Origin of the sequence: Plantimonas leprariae (assembly GCF_008802405.1) — a bacterium.
Classification (GTDB): Bacteria; Pseudomonadota; Alphaproteobacteria; order Rhizobiales; family Rhizobiaceae; genus Plantimonas; species Plantimonas leprariae.
The window spans coordinates 87,766-104,825 of record NZ_VZDO01000018.1 but is presented as its reverse complement, the minus strand read 5'-3'; the positions used below and the strand labels follow the sequence as shown (position 1 = coordinate 104,825).

The 17,060-nt window shown below is 68.0% G+C and carries 16 protein-coding genes and 1 pseudogene; 14 read left to right on the top strand and 3 right to left on the bottom strand.

What is annotated here, in order from left to right:
* The 3 genes from F6X38_RS19230 to F6X38_RS19220 form a co-directional block, all read left to right on the top strand.
* Positions 1-297, top strand: a 297-nt coding sequence (locus tag F6X38_RS19230; protein WP_210248899.1) for a hypothetical protein, incomplete at its 5' end; no start/stop codon positions are given.
* Positions 298-518: 221 nt separating this feature from the next.
* On the top strand, positions 519-1,010 hold the full coding sequence (locus F6X38_RS19225; RefSeq protein ID WP_150972535.1) for an Lrp/AsnC family transcriptional regulator: 492 nt from the start codon (positions 519-521) through the stop codon (positions 1,008-1,010).
* A gap of 407 nt (positions 1,011-1,417) precedes the next feature.
* Entirely contained in the window at positions 1,418-1,618 is a 201-nt protein-coding gene (locus tag F6X38_RS19220) for a hypothetical protein (protein ID WP_150972533.1), read from the top strand.
* A gap of 307 nt (positions 1,619-1,925) precedes the next feature.
* Here F6X38_RS19220 and F6X38_RS19215 read toward each other — a convergent pair whose 3' ends face one another.
* On the bottom strand, positions 1,926-2,315 hold the full coding sequence (locus tag F6X38_RS19215; protein WP_150972531.1) for a tautomerase family protein: 390 nt from the start codon (positions 2,313-2,315) through the stop codon (positions 1,926-1,928).
* A 58-nt stretch (positions 2,316-2,373) separates the two neighbouring features.
* On the opposite strand from F6X38_RS19215, the gene F6X38_RS23725 reads away from it, so the two are divergent.
* The 8 genes and pseudogenes from F6X38_RS23725 to F6X38_RS19180 all read left to right on the top strand — a co-directional run bounded on the left by F6X38_RS23725 (position 2,374) and on the right by F6X38_RS19180 (position 10,176).
* A complete protein-coding gene (locus tag F6X38_RS23725) occupies positions 2,374-2,574 on the top strand; it encodes a hypothetical protein (protein ID WP_210248898.1) in 201 nt (66 codons plus the stop codon).
* A 38-nt stretch (positions 2,575-2,612) separates the two neighbouring features.
* Entirely contained in the window at positions 2,613-3,593 is a 981-nt protein-coding gene (locus F6X38_RS19210) for an NAD(P)H-binding protein (protein WP_150972529.1), read from the top strand.
* 305 nt (positions 3,594-3,898) lie between these two features.
* Positions 3,899-5,395 carry a sugar ABC transporter ATP-binding protein gene (locus F6X38_RS19205; protein ID WP_150972527.1) on the top strand — a complete coding sequence of 499 codons (1,497 nt, stop codon included), beginning with the start codon at positions 3,899-3,901 and terminating at the stop codon, positions 5,393-5,395.
* A 25-nt stretch (positions 5,396-5,420) separates the two neighbouring features.
* Entirely contained in the window at positions 5,421-6,404 is a 984-nt protein-coding gene (locus F6X38_RS19200) for an ABC transporter permease (RefSeq protein WP_150972526.1), read from the top strand.
* Between the two features lie 65 nt (positions 6,405-6,469).
* Positions 6,470-7,420: a substrate-binding domain-containing protein gene (locus F6X38_RS19195; protein WP_150972524.1), complete on the top strand. Its 951-nt coding sequence runs from the start codon at positions 6,470-6,472 to the stop codon at positions 7,418-7,420.
* A gap of 60 nt (positions 7,421-7,480) precedes the next feature.
* Entirely contained in the window at positions 7,481-8,512 is a 1,032-nt protein-coding gene (locus tag F6X38_RS19190) for an L-idonate 5-dehydrogenase (RefSeq protein WP_150972522.1), read from the top strand.
* Between the two features lie 19 nt (positions 8,513-8,531).
* A pseudogene (locus F6X38_RS19185) lies at positions 8,532-9,296 on the top strand (glucose 1-dehydrogenase).
* 97 nt (positions 9,297-9,393) lie between these two features.
* Positions 9,394-10,176, top strand: coding sequence for a FadR/GntR family transcriptional regulator (locus F6X38_RS19180; RefSeq protein ID WP_150972520.1), 783 nt, complete (start codon positions 9,394-9,396; stop codon positions 10,174-10,176).
* Positions 10,177-10,495: 319 nt separating this feature from the next.
* On the opposite strand, the gene F6X38_RS19175 is transcribed toward F6X38_RS19180, so the two are convergent.
* Complete coding sequence (locus F6X38_RS19175) at positions 10,496-12,670, bottom strand: putative bifunctional diguanylate cyclase/phosphodiesterase (RefSeq protein ID WP_150972518.1); 2,175 nt, start codon at positions 12,668-12,670, stop codon at positions 10,496-10,498.
* Between the two features lie 230 nt (positions 12,671-12,900).
* Positions 12,901-13,143 carry a helix-turn-helix domain-containing protein gene (locus F6X38_RS19170; RefSeq protein ID WP_343033241.1) on the bottom strand — a complete coding sequence of 81 codons (243 nt, stop codon included), beginning with the start codon at positions 13,141-13,143 and terminating at the stop codon, positions 12,901-12,903.
* Between the two features lie 135 nt (positions 13,144-13,278).
* On the opposite strand from F6X38_RS19170, the gene F6X38_RS19165 reads away from it, so the two are divergent.
* From F6X38_RS19165 to F6X38_RS19155, 3 genes are all read left to right on the top strand, one after another.
* Positions 13,279-14,538, top strand: a complete 1,260-nt coding sequence (locus F6X38_RS19165) for an MBL fold metallo-hydrolase (protein WP_150972514.1) — start codon at positions 13,279-13,281, stop codon at positions 14,536-14,538.
* Between the two features lie 166 nt (positions 14,539-14,704).
* The gene (locus F6X38_RS19160) at positions 14,705-15,733 is read left to right on the top strand and encodes a hypothetical protein (RefSeq protein ID WP_150972512.1); all 1,029 of its coding nucleotides are present in this window, start codon (positions 14,705-14,707) and stop codon (positions 15,731-15,733) included.
* A gap of 151 nt (positions 15,734-15,884) precedes the next feature.
* Positions 15,885-17,000 carry a recombinase family protein gene (locus tag F6X38_RS19155; RefSeq protein WP_150972510.1) on the top strand — a complete coding sequence of 372 codons (1,116 nt, stop codon included), beginning with the start codon at positions 15,885-15,887 and terminating at the stop codon, positions 16,998-17,000.
* Positions 17,001-17,060: the final 60 nt, after the last annotated feature.

Here is a 17,060-nt window from a genome sequence, read left to right as displayed (position 1 = left end):
CGGCGCGGCCCGACCGTTCTCGAACAGACGGAAGCGAGAGCCTTGCTCAAGGTCGACGACGTCAGCATCCGTTTCGCCGGCCGCGACGGGGCCGCCACCCATGCGCTTCGCAGAACGAAGGCTCGTGCCTTGGCGGGGAAAAAGCTGACGACGTCGCGGGACCGGGGCACCGACGCGCATCGCAATCGACGCAAGGGAGATCCGACGTGCGATTTCGAACGCTCGCAGCGATCGCTCGACGCTGGCGGCTCCAGCCGCACCAGTGTCCGTTCAGGCAACGGCAGGCGCTGGCGATGATCGACGCCGGCGCGTCGTACCGGGAGATCTCGAGGGAACTCGGTTTCACCGGCGCCGAAATCGACGGCATCCTTCGCCAGCGATCCGCGACCCCGTAACGGCGGCGGAGCGTGCCGCTCGTCTCCCCGCAGCGACGGTCCCGCGTCCGTTATGGCCGTTGCAGATTACCGTTTCGGTAGGGCGACTCTCTATCGCGTCGCCGAACGCCTCCGGATAGTCCCATGGATAGTCTCGACAAGAAAATCCTGCGGCTTCTGCAGGGAGACGCGACGCTGGCAGTGTCCGACGTCGCCAAGCGCATCGGCCTTTCGACCACACCCTGCTGGCGGCGAATCCAGAAGCTGGAGGAGGACGGGGTGATCCGCCGCCGCGTCGCCGTGCTCGACCCAGCCCGCGTCAATCTCGGCGTCACGGTCTTCGTCGCCATCCGCACGAACTCTCACTCGATCGAATGGCTGCGGCGACTCTCCGAAGTGGTCCACGACTTTCCAGAAGTGGTCGAGTTCTACCGGATGAGTGGCGATGTCGACTATCTCCTGCGCGTCGTCGTCCCGAGCATCGCCGCCTACGATGCGTTCTACAAGCGTCTCATCGCCCGGATCGACATCCGCGACGTGTCCTCCTCCTTCGCAATGGAGCAGATCAAGTACACAACCGAGCTGCCGCTCGATTACGTAATTCTCGATCGGAGCGGTTCGCTTCCTGCGATCTGACTGCCAACGCACCGACGGATTGAGAGAGGGCCAACTTCTCGAGCGGCAGTGAACACGGCAGAGATTGATGCACCGATGGTCGCTGTGGAATCGCTGGCGAGCCGAGACTGCCGATTTGCCTCGGTTCGGCGCGCCAGCTTGCCTGTCCTTGCTTGGGAAACCTCGCGAGCGCGGTGGAGGCGCAAACGTCGTTCGTCAAAGCGAGGGACGGCTTCGTCACGACGTTCGGCGAGGTTCGCGACGCGGGCGCTCCCGTACCCGCAGCCCCACCGAACGAGGGGCGGCTCGTGAACTAACCTTCCGCCGTCGGGCGGTTGGCGGTGCTCGTCGGCACCATCCCGCAGGACGGCCGGCATCGCCCGGCCATCGTCTGAATCACCGGCGGTGCTCCCAACACGATTGAAGGTTTGGTCTGGTGGAACGAGCTGCCCGACAACGACCAGACCGCCCACCAGCATCGCGACGCCGGCATCGTGACGCTCTATCCCTCGCTGCGCGGTGGAGCCGTCAGTCCGCTCGGCGGCGGCGTGCGCCCCTACGCGTTCGACCAGAGCCACGCAGACGCCCTCTGGGCCAAAGCCGCGGACCTCGTCGGCGAGCGGTTCTGAGCCGCCGTGGCGGTCGCAGCAGCGACCCGACCCGTTGGCAACGGCGTTCGCCGAACCGTCGACGGGCCGCCAACTCCCATACGCGTCTGAAGGCCGCCAAGCCGGCTTTCACCCTCTACGGTCGTTCAACGCACCGCCGGTTCGGACCGATGGCGGCATGTCCGCTTCTGGGCGACCGATGTGAGAAATCCGTCCTTCAGGTCACGATCCAACTAGGACGTTGAACTGCGCAGTTTCCAGTCCCGGAAGCGGACGTTTCCGATCAGAGGTTGTACATATACGGATGAAACGGCTGATAGTGTGTCAGCTAAAGTTCCCCAGTCACGAACTGCGCCCGACCGTCGCCGAACGACCAGTCGTCGTCCGTGTTCTGCATAAAGGCGATCATGACGTCCGACGGCTCGATTCCACATTGCTCGCGCAGATCGGTGCAGAGGTTCGCGTAGAAGGAGAGTTTCTGCTCACGCGGCCGCGGACGGGAGACGACTTCGACCAGCACGAAGCGTTCGGTCCGGGGGATGTCCAGCCCGGTGTCGAGGGCGCGCATGTGCGATGCCTCGTGCTCGTGGACGATCTGGTAGCGGTCTCGCTCCGGCACCGCGAAGGAACGCACCATGGCGCCGTGCGCAGCATCCAGCAGGCGCCCCATTTCCTCCGTCGTCCGTCCCGTGTGGACGTGGAATTTCAACAGCGGCATGGGCTTCCTCTCTGTCCGTCGGCCAAAAGGGTCGGGTGCCCGTTACGCGTCGCGCCGCATGATCCATTCGACGGCGGGGTCCGGCACGAAGCGCCACTTCCGCAAGGGCCCCGCCATGACTGCGCGCCGCAGCCGACAGGCTGCCCGCTTCCACGACGGCGAGGAAGGCACGCTGATCGTCCCAGCCAAGTTCGCGCTCGCTCATCGCTTCTCGATGACCGGACTGTCGATCCTCGTCAATTCTGTCGACGCCTGCTGAAGCCTAGCTTGCCGTCCAGCAACTCAGGAGGGGCCGCCATGGCACCGCATACGGACAAGACGGTTTTCATCCTCGGTGCGACGGGCGGCATCGGCGGGGCGGTGGCACGCGTCGCGCTCGGGCGCGGCTGGAAGGTCCGTGCCCTGGTGCGCGACCCGCAGAAGGCCGGCCACGACTGGCGCGGCCACGACTGGCGCGGCGCGTGCGCCCCCGAATGGGTTCGCGGCGACGCGATGGTGCAAGCGGACGTGGTCGGCGCGGCGGCCGGCGTCGCGGCGATCGTTCACGCCGTGAACCCGCCCGGCTACCGGAACTGGCCGAAGGCGGTGCTGCCGATGATCCACAACACCATCGCCGCCGCACGCGCGGCTAATGGCGCGCGGATCGTCCTTCCCGGCACGCTCTACAACTACGACCCGCGCATCGTACCACGCGTCGACGAGACGACGCCGCAGCAGCCCCGCGGCCGGAAGGGCCGCATCCGCGTCGAACTGGAGCAGAGCCTCGCCGCCGCGGCGCCCGACGTCCCGAGCCTTGTGGTGCGCGCCGGCGACTTCTTCGGCTCCGGCGCGCGTCAGACCTGGTTCACTCAGGCTCTGGCGAAGCCGCCGCTCCAGCGGATCGTTGCGCCCGGTCGCGACGGGGTCGGACATGCCTGGGCGTATCTACCGGATCTGGCGGAGGCCATGGTGCGGTTGCTGGAACTGCCGCCGGGAGCGCTCGCTGCGGCCGAGCGGGTGCAGTTCGCCGGGTTCTGGGACGCCGACGGCAGCGGGATGGCGGCGGCGATCCGGCGGGCGACGGGGCGACCCGACCTGCCGGTGAAGGCGTTTCCCTGGTGGCTGATGCGCCTCCTGGCACCCTTAGGCGGCTTCCCGCGCGAGGTCCTGGAGGTCCAGTCCTTCTGGCGGCATCCCATGCGGCTCGACAACGCGCGCCTCGTGCGGCTGCTTGGCGAGGAGCCAGGAACCCCGCTCGACCAAGCCGTCGCGACGACGCTACAAAGCATGCCGAGGTGAACGGGCCGAAAGCGGTCCGGCAGCTTTTGGGCAGATCAGTTCGGTAAGCCGCCATTCCGCACATGATCCATCGAAGTCTTTCGACCGGGTTTCGGCAGTCCCCAGAAGCACGGCAAGCGATGAGGCCGAGCCCGATGCGGCGAAGCGTGGCAGACGCTCACGAGGTCTTGACGCGGCTTCGCCAGCATCAACCAGCCGACCGTCGCCATGCGATGCGCGGCTTACCCACTGGAATATCGATAGGATAAATCCGACCCATTGCGTTTTTCTTTTCATCTGATAATTGAGATGAAAGGAGGAGTGGAATGCGTGGAGAAGCTTTGCTCGCGATGACGGACATCGCGCGCAGCTTCGGCGGCGTGCGGGCGCTGGACGGCGTGTCGCTCGTGCTCCGGGCTGGCGAGATTCGCGCCCTCGTTGGCGAAAACGGTGCCGGTAAGTCGACGCTGATCAAGATCCTGTCGGGCGCCGTCCCACCGGAAGCCGGCTCGATCGAGTTCGACGGTCGTTCCCTTGTCGGAGCATCGCCGGCACAGACGCTCGCGGCCGGCATCGCAGTGATCTACCAAGAGTTCGCGCAGGCGCCGCACCTGTCGGTCGCCGAGAACATCGCGCTCGGCGCGCTGCCGCTTGGTCGTTTCGGCACGGTCAGCCGTGCGCGCATGCGCCGACAGGCGACGGACGTGCTGAAGCTCCTGAACGCCCGCATCGACGTCGACCGGCGCATCGCAACCTTGAGCGTCGCACAGAGGCAGATCGTCGAGATCGCGCGGGCCGTCGCGCGCGACGCGCGTCTGATCGTCCTCGACGAGCCCTCGGCCGTCCTCGGCGAAGCGGAGATCGGCGAACTGTTCCGCCTGATGCGGCGTTTGCGCGACGAGCGCGGCGTCGCCTTCGTCTACGTGTCGCATCGGCTGGACGAAATCTTCTCGGTCTGCGACTCGGTTACGGTGCTGCGCGACGGGCGGCACATCGAAACCGGCCCCGTCGGCGACTTCACGCGCGAGCGGCTAATCCGGCAGATGGTCGGGCGCGATTTGCATGCGCTGTACCCGGACCGGGACGGCAAGGCGCCGGGCGACGTCGCGCTGGAAGTGACGGGCCTCGATCGGCCGGGTGTACTCCGCGACATCGCCCTCACAGTCCGGCGCGGCGAGATCGTCGGCCTCTGCGGCCTGTCGGGGGCCGGACGTAGCGAGGTGCTGATGGCGCTCGCCGGCGCGGACAGGGAGGCGTCGGGCACGATCCGCGTCAACGGCCGGGAGGCGAGACCGCGTTCGCCAGGCGAGGCAATCCGGCTCGGGCTTGGGCTCATCCCGGAGGATCGCAAGACGCAGGGGCTCTGTCTCGGGCACAGCGTCGCCTTCAACATGTCACTGGCCGCCCTCCCACGCATGGCGAGGGGTGGGGTGATCGACGGGCGGCGCGAGCGCGACCGGGTCGAAACACTGATCCGGCAACTCCGGATCAAGACACCCACGGCCGCAGCGCGGGTCGGCAACTTGTCGGGCGGCAACCAGCAGAAATGCGTCCTCGCCCGCCAGTTGATCGCGAAGAGCGACATCCTCCTCATCGACGAGCCGACGCGCGGCGTCGATGTCGGGGCGCGGCGGGAGATCTACGACCTGATGGTGAAGCTCGCGCGGGACGACAACGCCGCGATCCTGATGGTCTCGTCCGACATGCCGGAAGTCATCGGCCTCTGCGACCGGATCTACGTCATGCGCGAGGGGCGCATCACCGCCGAGCTCGACGGGCCCACCGCCACCGAACACGAGATCATGCTCCATGCCGCCCAGTGATCCCGCAACCGGCACCAGCGGGCGAATGAACGCGTCGGCCACAGAGACCGAACCGAAGCGGCGGTCGCTCGACATCGGCGCTTTTCTCCGCCGGACCGGCCTGTTCTGGATCTTGCTGGCGCTCTGCATCGTCGCCGGCTTCCTGTCGCCGAACTTCTTCAAGTGGCCGAACCTCGTCAACGTCTCGCGCCAGGTGGCGCTCTACGGCATCGTAGCGCTGTCGACGACGATGGTGATCCTGACCAAGGGCATCGACCTGTCGGTCGGCTCCATCGTCGGTGTGGTCGCGGTCACCTGCGCCGGCATGCTGGCGGACGGTTGGAACGTGCCGGTCGTGGTCGCGAGTGGCCTCTCCATCGGCGCGGCGATGGGCGCGGTGAACGGCCTCGGCATCACGCTCGGCCGCGTGCCCCCCTTCATCATGACGCTCGGCATGATGGTGGTCGGGCGGGGCCTCACCCTGATGATCTCGAACGGCACGCCCGTGAACCTCGGGGCCGGCGACGGCGGCTCCTTCTCCTGGCTCGGCAGCGGGCGGATGCTCGGGCTCCCCGTGCCGGTCTGGATCTTCGCGATCCTGGCGCTCCTCCTCGGCTTCGTCCTGACCCGGACGGTGTTCGGCCGTTCGATCTACGCGGTCGGCAGCAACGAGGAGGCCGCGCGCCTCGCCGGCATCCCGGTGCAGCGGACGATCTTCCTCGTCTACGTCGTCAACGGCGTCTTCGCGGCGCTGACCTCGCTGATCTTCGTGTCGCGCCTCACCGTCGGCGATCCGACGGCCGGCACGGGACTGGAGCTCGAGGCGATCACCATCGTCGTCATCGGCGGCACGAGCCTCTTCGGCGGCGAGGGCGGCGTGTTCGGCACCGTCGTCGGCGCGGCGATCATCGCGGTGCTCGCCAACGTCCTCAATCTCTTCGGCATCTCGCCGTTCACGCAGCAGGTCGTGAAGGGCACCATCATTGTCCTGGCGGTCCTCGCCGAGACGCTCCGGACCCGGCGGACGTAGCCGCCGCGGACGCGCGCCACGCGGGAGGCGGGCGCGCGAACTCATCGAACGAGGAGGCAGCATCCATGAACCGTCGTGAACTCATCAGAAGCATCGGCGCGGGCGCGCTGATACTGCCGACCGGCCTGGGCGTGCTCGGCGGCCGCGCCTTCGCCCAGTCGACCTACCTCATCGGCTTCAGTCAGGCGCTGATGAATCATCCGCACCGCGTCGCGATGGCCGAGGTCAACCGCAAGTACTGCGAAGCGAACTTCAAGGACTCGAAGTTCGTCATGACCGACGCCAACGATCAGGCGACGAAGCAGGTGGCCGACGTGGAGAGCCTCGTCGCGCAAGGGATCAACGTCCTGATGATCAGCCCGGTGACGGCGCAGGCGCTCACCCCCGTCGTCAAGGACGTCATGGAACAGGGCATCCCGGTGCTCACCATGGACCGCAAGGTCAACACCGACGTCACCTGCCACATTGGCGCCGACAACAAGGTCATCGGCACCAACGCCGGCACCTACGTCAAGAAGCGCTTCGGCGACGGCGCGAAGATCATCGAGGTGCAAGGTACCGCCGGCGCCTCGCCGACGATCGACCGCTCCGGTGGCTTCCACGCGGCGCTCGGCGGCAATGCGGAGAAGCAGATCGTCGCGACGCAGATCTGCGACTACCGGCGCGAGAACTCGCAGAAGTTCGTGGAGGACTGTATCAACCGCTTCGGCCCGGGCGAGTTCAACGTCGTCTACGCCCACAACGACGAGATGGCGCTCGGCGCGATGCAGGCTCTGGAAGCCGCCGACCGGCTGAAGGACGTGGCCGTCGTCGGCATCGACGGGCAGGAGGAGGTCTACAAGGCGATCAAGGCGGGCAAGATCGCCGCGACCTTCGTCTACTCCTACCTCGGACCGGACGCGGTGATCCTCGCGCACAAGATCGCCACCGGCGAGAAGGTGAAGAAGGAGATCGTCGTCGACTCGCCGACCGTCACCGCCGAGAACATCGACAAGTTTCTCGGCACCGGCTTCTGAACCGGACGGCGGCGGCCGGCCAGCTTTGGCCGCCGCCGCCGGCAACCAGGCAGGACATCCATGAAGGCTGTGGTGATTCATGCGCCCGGCGATCTTCGAATCGACGAGGTGGGCGAGGAGCCGGTGGGGACCGGCGAGGTGCGGGTGCGGATCGCGGCGGGCGGCATCTGCGGCTCGGACCTCCACTACTTCCGGCACGGCGGCTTCGGCGCGGTGCGGCTGAAGGCGCCGATGATCCTCGGCCACGAGATCGCCGGCGTCGTGGCGGAATGCGGCGCCGGCGTCGCGGCCCTGCGCGTCGGGCAGACCGTCGCGGTGAACCCTTCCCTCCCGTGCGAGGCCTGCGAGTATTGCCGGAAGGGCCTGCAGAACCATTGCCTCGACATGCGCTTCCTCGGCAGCGCCATGCGCTGGCCCCATGTCCAGGGTGGCTTCCGCGAAACGCTGGTCTGCCGCGAGACCCAGGCGGTTCCCGTGCCGGACGGCGTGTCGCCCGCCGAGGCCGCATTCGCCGAGCCGCTCGCCGTCGCGCTGCACGCCATGTCGCGGGCGGGACCGCTCGTCGGCCGGCGCGTGCTCGTCACCGGCTCGGGGCCGATCGGGGTACTGGTCGCGGCCGCCGCCCGGCGCGCCGGGGCGGGCGAGATCGTGGTGACGGACGTCCTCGACGCGCCGCTCGCCTTCGCGGCGAGGGTCGGCGCGGACCGGACCCTCGACGTCGCCGCCGAGCCGGACGCGCTCGCCGCCTTCGCGGCCGGCAAGGGCACGTTCGACATCATGTTCGAGGCCTCCGGCAGCGGCGCGGCGATCGTGCCGGGCCTGGCGGCGCTGAAGCCCCGCGGCGTCCTCGTCCTGGTGGGCCAGGGGGGCGAGGCGGCTTTGCCGGTCTCGCTCGTCGTCACGAAGGAGATCGAACTGCGCGGCGCATTTCGCTTTCACGAGGAGTTCGCGACAGCCGTTTCCTTCATCGCGAGGCGGTTGGTCGACGTCGCGCCGCTCCTCACCGGGACGGTCGGGGTCGCCGACGCGAGGCAGGCCTTCGAGCTGGCCGGCGATAAACGCCGCGCCATGAAGGTACAGCTCGGCTTCTGACGGGCGGAACGGGGCAAAGATGCGCGATTCCTTCGATCTCGGCGGGCGCGTCGCGCTCGTCACCGGCTCCAACCGCGGCATCGGCCTCGCCGTCGCCGAAGGACTCGGCCGGGCGGGCGCCCGCGTCGTCCTGAACGGGCGCGGGGCGGAGCGGACGCAGCGGGCGGCGGCGGACTTGCGCGCGGTCGGCATCGACGTGCGCACGAGCGTCTTCGACGTCGCGGACGCCGCGGCGGTGGCCGACGCGGTCGAAAGGATCGAGCGGGAGGTCGGGCCGATCGACGTCCTCGTCAACAATGCTGGCATGCAGCACCGCGCCCCGTTCGAGGACTTCCCCGTGGAGGCGATGCGACAGGTGATCGAGACCAACCTGATGAGCGCGCTCTACGTCTCGCAGGCGGTCGTCCGGCACATGATCTCCCGCCGGCGCGGCGCAATCCTCAACGTCGGCTCGGTGCAGAGCGAGCTCGGCCGCCCGACCATCGTGCCCTACACGGCGTCCAAGGGCGGAGTGTAGATGCTGACGCGCGGGCTGGCAGCGGAGCTCGGGCCGAAGGGCATCCGCGTCAACGCCATAGCGCCTGGCTACTTCGCCACCGAGCTGAACGCAACGCTCACCGCCGACGCTGCTTTCTCCGAATGGCTCTGCCAGCGCACGCCGCTCGGGCGCTGGGGCGAGGTGGCCGAACTCGCCGGCGCCGCGGTGTTCCTCGCCTCCGACGCGGCCAGCTTCGTCACTGGCCAGATCCTCTTCGTCGATGGCGGCATGACCAGCGCTGTGTGAAGCGACTTCCTTCGACCGCGCTTCGCTCGAGCGTCGGCCCGGCTTGCGGTCCGCATCGGGCCGGCGCACCTTCCGGAGACGAGACGGGTCCGACAACGTGAAATCCAGTACCTTCGCAGCCAACGCTACGCCCTTTGCGCCGGGGCGCTCGACGGTCACGTCGGGCAACGTCACCGTCGACCTCGTCAACCGCCTCGGGTTCGACATCGTCACCGGCCGGGTCGACCAGGGCGCGCTCCTGCCGAACGAGGCGGAGATGTCGCTCGCCTATGGCGTCGGCCGCAGCGCCGTGCGCGAGGCGGTGAAGATGCTGGCGGCAAAAGGATTGGTGAACACGCGCCCGCGCCGCGGCACGCAGGTCAACCCGACCGGGGACTGGAACCTGCTCGACGCCGAAGTGCTCTTCTGGCTGCGACAGGCGCCGCCGGACCGACGCACGATCGTCGAACTGATCGAGCTCCGGCTCGGCTTCGAGCCCGAGGCCGCGGCGCTGGCAGCGCGGAAGGGCCGCGTCGCGCGGATCGCGGACATCCGGAGGGCCTACGAGTTGATGGAGTCCGCCGGTCCAGGCACCGTCGATCCGGTCGAGGCGGACTGCCGGTTCCATGAGGCTGTGCTGGCGGCGACGGAGAACCGCTTCTACCAGCCGCTCGGGTCTCTGGTCCGCACCGCCCTGTCGCTGACGGCGCCGGTCACAAATGCCCTGTTCGGCCATTCAGTTGGCGACCTCGAGGCGCATAGGGACATCCTCGTCGCGATCGAGGCGCACGACGACGCACTCGCCTACGATCGTGTCCGCCGCCTGCTGCGCAGCCTCGTCAACGCCGTGGAGCACGCCGAGAAGCTGCCCGCCAGCTCGACCATGACACGGCGTGCGTAACCCCGAACGAATGCCGACGAATCACCGGCGATGCCACTGATATGTGTAGCAAGCGGTCGTAGCGCGAGGTCCACCGCACCACCGCGGCTTCGGAGTGGCGCATGAGCTTACACGTACGAAAGTGCGGTCGAAGTTCGTCCGGCAAGGGCGTGCGCTTTCCTCCCCACGTTTTTTGAAACCGGACCGCCAGCTATTCGTGCCGTCCGGCTGTTCCAACAAGTTCTTGCTCTGGGCGCATCCTCGATGTCAACACCAGAATAACGAACCATGCTTTCGACCGTCGTATGGCCGGGCAGGCTTCGAACCGCTCGTAGGTTCGTCAGCCGGTCGCTTGAAGGCTCATGTCCTTATCAGCGGTGGTGAACGCACCGTCCCGCCACGTTCCCAGCAGCGCGGTCAATCGCAGCGGATCCTGTGGCTTGGCCAACAGGTAGCCCTGCACCTGATCGCAGCGCTCGCCTTGGAGGAACGCCATCTGCCCTGCCGTCTCGACGCCTTCCGCCGTCGTCGTCATGCCGAGGCTCTGGCCGAGCCCGACCACGGACCGGACGATCGCCGCGGCGCTCGGGTTCGTCTCGATCGCGCTGACGAACGAGCGGTCGATCTTGATCTTGTCGAACGGAAAGCTCTGCAGGTAACCGAGGCTCGAATAGCCGGTGCCAAAGTCGTCCATCGCGATCTTCACGCCCAGCGCCTTCAGCGCGAGCAGCGTTTCCAGCGGCTTCAGACTGGCGTCGAGCAGCAGCCCTTCGGTGATCTCGATCTCCAGACGCTCGGCCGGGAACTTCGCCTCCGCCAGCGTCGCGGCGACGAACGGCACGAGATCGCGATCGCGAAACTGCGCCGGCGACAGATTGACCGACAGCGAGATGCCGGGCCACATCGCCGCCTGCGCACAAGCCGTTTGCAAGAGCCAGCGTCCCATCGGCACGATCAGTCCGCAGGTTTCGGCGATCGGGATGAATACGGCCGGACTGATCCAGCCCCTTTCCGGATGCTGCCAGCGCATCAACGCCTCGACGGCGACGATCGTCCCCGAGCCGACGTCGACCAGCGGCTGATAGTGCAATTCGAGATCGCCTCGCTCGAATGCTTCTCTGAGATCGCCTTCCAGTTCCCGGCGTTCCGCGATCGCCTCGTTCATCTGCGCATCGAAGAAGCGGTAGGTGTTCCGCCCTTCCCCCTTCGCTCGGTAGAGCGCGACATCGGCATGCTGCAGCAGCTCCTCCGCGGTCCGGCCGTCGGCAGGTGCCAGCGCGATGCCGACGGACAGGGTGAGCGGGAACTTGCGGCCCTCGATCTCGACGCGGTCCTTGAACGCCGCGAGCAGCGCCTGGCACAAATCGTCCACCGCCGACACGCCGCTCTGCGTCGTATGGACCAGCGCGAACTCGTCGCCGCCGAGGCGCGCGGCGAACCCGTTCAGGCCGACGGCTGCGCGCAGCCGCTCCGCCACGATCTGCAGGAACTTGTCGCCGGCAGCGTGCCCCAGCGTGTCGTTGATCGTCTTGAAGTGGTCGATGTCGAGGCAGAAGACGGCGAGGGAGCTGTCGTTCGCCGCTAGGGCTTCCGCAAGGCGTTGCCGGAACAGGGCTCGGTTGGGAAGGCCGGTCAATGTATCGTGGGAGGCGAGATAGCGCAGCTCGCTCTGCGCCTGCTCGTTTTCGGCTTCCAGCTTGCGTTTGGCGACGAGGCCGTCGCGGAAGATCCGCAGCGCCCCGGCCATGGCACCGATGGCGTCGCGCCGGTTGTCGAGATCGATGGCAACGTCCGTGTCGCCGGCCGCGAGCCGCTTCGTCGCTTGCGACAGGCGGGTTAGCGGGCGCAGCGCCGCCACGCGCAAGAGGATGTAGATCGCTGCGAGCGTTCCGATGAGGATGGCAATCGCTTCGCCGATCTGCCGGAACAACCCGGAACGCCAGTTCTGCAGCGGCGCCGTCAGGTCGACCGCGGCGCCGTAGCCGCCAATGACCTCGCCCTTGGTGATGTCCATCATCGCCGTGTGGCATTCGGCGCACCGTGGGCTCGCGGCATGGCCCTCGCCGAGAACGACCGGTCGGGACAGACGGAACTGGTTGCCTTCGAACGACTGGCGAGGCTGACGCGAGGCGACGACCGCTTCATCGACCGCATCGCGCGGACCTTCGATCTCGGTTTCGCCGGCGGCGCGCTGGAAGTCGAGGACCTTTGGTCCCATGAACACCCAGAGCTTGGTACCCTGGCTGGCGCTGGAAAACTGCTCCATGCTGCCGTTCAAGGTGTCGATCGCCGGGTCGCCGTCTTCGATCCGGTTCCGATGCAGCATCGCCTGGATGTGGACCGCCTCCAGCATGTCGATGGCGGCGGTCGCCTGACGTTTGGCGGCGGCCTCGACGGCATGGCGTTCCTCGACGACATCCGTCCAGACGCTTGGGACCTGCACGGCGAGCAGCACCACCGTCACGGCGGCGAGGATGCCGTAGAGGAGCGAAACATGGCGAAAGCGCGCGAGCATCGGTTAACAGCCGTTGGTCGCAGGATCTAACCCGAACTTGCTTGAAGTCAGATTAAGTTAGGACAGTCTAGATGTGAGGTGACTCGCCGCAGCTCGTCCGCCTATGGGACGTTGCACTTTCCCCCATCGTATCGGCGCAACCCTGCCTGGGCTGAACGTCCGCTTTCAGAGCATCACGAAATGCCTATGATCGACCGCAACGGGCGCGAAGCTGCCCTGAGGTGTATAAGCTATCGCGGTTTTCGACCGCTCTTCAACGGCTGTGGTTCGGCGTCTTCTGAGTTCGGTAGGTCGAAGAAGGCGCTGACGTCGACGCCCAATGCGTTGGCGAGTCGATCGATGATCTCGATCGTCGGGTTGAATGTCTGCCGCTCGATGCCGCTGACGTAGCCGCGGTCAACGCCGGCATCGACGCCGAGGCTTTCCTGCGACAGCCCGCGCTCAACCCTCAACCGGCGCAGGTGCCATGCCACGCGGGCGCGTCCGTCCATGACGATGACGCACCAGCTTGCCGGCTATCAAACCATCGAATATCTTCGACATATTAGCTGTTCGCGATCGCCTTCGAACAGTTTCCTAAACTCGTCTCGGTTGGGTGCGTCCCTCGCATGCATGTCCGCATTCATCGAGGCACGCGGGAGATCGGCGGGACGTGCATTGAACTGCAGGCTGCGGACGGCGCGCGCCTCCTGCTCGACCTCGGCCTATCGCTCGGCGGCGACCCGGACGACGCGGCGACACATCCCGCCATCGATGGTCTCGCCGGCGGCGGCGATCTTTTGGCGCTCGTCCTCAGCCACGGCCATCTCGACCATTGGGGCTTGGCGCACCTCGCCGGTCCCGACCTGCCGGTCGCATTCGGCGCAGCGACGCACCGTATCCTCCGCGCTGCCGCCCCCTTCGTGCCGAAGCCGTGGGTCCCGACGAAGGCGGTCGAGTTCAGCTCCGGCACGCCGCTGCGCTTCGGCCCGTTCACGCTGACGCCGCAGCTCGTCGACCATTCCGGCTTCGACGCCTACGCGCTGCTCGTCGAAGCCGACGGCGAGCGGCTGTTCTATTCCGGCGACCTACGCGCCCACGGCCGCAAAGCCGCCCTGTTCGAGCGCATGGTCGCAAAGCCACCGCGCGACATCGACGTCATGTTGCTGGAAGGCTCGACGCTCGGCCGCCTCGATCCGAACCAGCGATTTCCGACCGAAGCCGACGTCGAGGCTGACTTCGTCGAGGCGTTCCGCGCCAGCGCCGGCATGGTGCTGGTCGCGGCCTCGGCACAGAACATCGACCGCATGGTGTCGATCTACCGCGCCGCCAAGCGCACCGGCTGCACCCTCGTCATCGACCTCTACGCGGCGGAAGTGCTGCGAGCGACCGGGAACGCAAACATCCCGCAGTCACACTGGCCGAACGTCGCCGTCTACGTGCCGCAGTACCAGCGGATCCGCATCAAGCAGACCGCACGCTTCGATCTTCTCGAACCGCACAAGGCGAACCGGATCTACAACGAAGACCTGAAGGGCATCGCCCCGAAGGCCGCGTTCCTGTTCCGCCCAGCGATGCTGCGCGATCTCGACCGCGCCGGCTGTCTCGAAGCGGCCAGCTGCATCTGGTCGCAATGGGACGGCTACCTCGCCGAGCCGCGGGGACAGGCGCTGCAGGCAGACCTCGCCGAGCGCGGCATCCCGCTCTGCTCCATTCACACGTCCGGCCATGCGGCCGTCGGCGACCTGCAGCGGCTGGCGACAGCCATTGCGCCGCGCCAGCTCACCCCGATCCACACCTTCCAGCCCGAGCGCTTTCTGGACCTCTTCGCCAACGTCCGACTGCGCCGCGATGGCGAATGGTGGCCAGTCCGGGACAGTGCCACGTGACCGTCGGCTCTCTCCTCTTTGCCGCTGTCTTTCCTTCCTACCAAGAGTCCCCACTGTGACGAGTTCCTCTACCTCTTCGCCAGCACCATCGTCCGGATCGGCCACTCCGACGTCGCTCGGTCCCCGCCGCGGCTTCTCGCCGGCCTTCGCCGCCGAGCTCTCCCGCTTGGTGCATGTCGCCGAAGGAGCCTGGCTGCGGGACGTGCTGCGGCATCCTGATCTCGTGCTCGCGGTGCGGCGCGACGCGCTCGCCGTCTACCATCGCGGTGCCTCGATCTTCCTTGCCGAGTTCGCCAACGGCCGGATCGTCCCGAAGACGCACGTGAAGTACCTGCAGCGCTCGCGCCAGGCCTACGCGTCGCTCGGCGACGACGGCAGCTTCGGGCTCGACCCGGCGGCGGCGATCTGGACGCGCTACGAGGGGCCGCAAACCCTCGCCGATATGCTGCGCGCCGCCACCAGCCTCGCCGGCCCGGAGAAGCTCGGCCTGCATGCGCTGCTCGTGAACAGCCCGCACGTCGTCGATACCGAGATCGTGCTGGAAGGCGGCACAGCAACGGCACCGGGGTCATCGTCCGCTCCGGACATCGCCGAGCCGCAGTCAGACCCGGCGGCAACCGGCAACCCCACCGATGAGCGGGTAGAGATCGCCGAGGCCATCGAGACCGCCGACGCTGCCAGCACGACAACGACCGAAGCCGCGACGATCGCCGATCCCGTCGCGACCCGCCTCGACCGGCTCGACGTCGCGACGCTGGAGGAGGGGCAGGGGACGATCCGTCTCGTGTTCCACGAGGCCAAGCACTTCGCCAACAAGGAGCTGCGCGCCGCCACCAGCCGCACGCCGCCGGTGCTCGAGCAGATCGCGCGCTACGAGGCGACGCTGCGCCGGCACGAGACGCGGCTCGTCGCGGAATACGCCGCCGTCTGCCGAGCGCTAGCCGAACTAGACGTGCTGCGCCGCGAGGTCGGCGGCGCCGCCGCGCCGCTCAATCCACTGATCCGCCGCGTCGCGGACGGGGCGGCGCTGCAGCTCGACCCGCTGCCTCGGCTCGTCGTGTTCGGCTTCGACGAGGATCAGCGCGCTGGCGCGGTCTGGACGAAGCACCGCGCCCGGCTCATCGAGGCGCTGGGGTCCCGCCGGCTCTACGCCGTCGGCAACACCCGCACGAAGGCGACTGCGGCCTTCTGGTAACAGTCGCGGCGCGATGGCGATGCGGAGGTTCATTCAAACCGGGCTCGCTTGAATACGGCTTCGGACGACCGGTTCGGACGTCTGCAAAAGCCAACGCCGTCGGTCCGCCACCGAGATCATCCCGTTCAGAGAAAGGCCCACCCCGCTGCCCGTGCTCGCCGTCGCTTACTATCGCGCCGTCCCTGACCCTGCGGTGGCGGAGGCGGAGCTCGCCGTGCAGCGCCGCTCGGTCGAGACCTGGGTGGCCGAGCACGGCGCGGCGATCATCGCCGAGTTCACCGAGACGGAGGGGGAGGGCAGGGCACGGCCGGTGTTCGGCGCGGCCCGCCGAAGGGCTGCGGAGGCCGGCGCCGTCACGCTGGTCGCCACCGACAAGCCGATCGGCCCGCGCGGTGCGTTCCATCCATCCTCGCCATACCGCGGACCGCAGATCGTCGTCATCGAAGACCCGGCGGCAATTGAACGGCGCGCTTGGGCCCAGACGTCGCGCGTCGTCGTCTACCTGCGCGACCCGGACGGCGATGCGAAGCTCACCGCCGTCTCGCTCGCTCAGCAGGAGGCTGCGATCGCCGATGCAGTCCGCTGCTCGCGCTACACCGTGCTCGCGACCTTCACCGAGCCGGAAGGGGGAACGCCGCCGTCTGCAGGAGCCGGCCAGCCGGACGACGCCGACCCCGCCCGCCCCGAACTCGCCCGAGCGCTGGCGCTCTGCCGTGCCGAGCGCGCCCGCCTGCTCGTCGGCACCGACCTGCGCCTTCGCGCCGGCGGCCAACCGCTCGATCTCGCCGGCATCGACGTTCCGCACATCATCGGCTTCAGGCCAGAACCAGTCTGGCCCGAGCGGATCGACTGTCCGTCAGACCTACCGGCGCCGGTCGCGCTGCAGTTCGGCACCGTCTGGCACGGCAACCGCCGCGCCCTCTACCTCGCCAACGGCACCGGCGCCGACCTACACGACGTCGTCGCCACCCGCGCCGGCTGGACGCTCGGCTTCGGCGACCTCACCGTCCTGCCGACACACACGGTCCGCATCGCGAAGCTCGCCGCCGGCATTGGCGTGCGCGTCGACACGCACGACCTGATGTTCGACGCCGACTTTGTCCTGTCCTGGCGCGTCACCGCGGCAACGGCGGACGGCCGGCGCTGGCAGGGCACCCTCACGCTGCCGAAAGGCGATCCCCGCAACCGGCAGCTCGGCCTGCGCGACTGGGCCCCGCTTCCGCCGGACGCGGACGCCGCCGCGAGCGATCGTCCCGCCGACAGCTGACGTCCGGCCCGCATGCGAGGTGTCCGCCACGCTGCGAACCGTCCTCCGCCACCGCTTCGC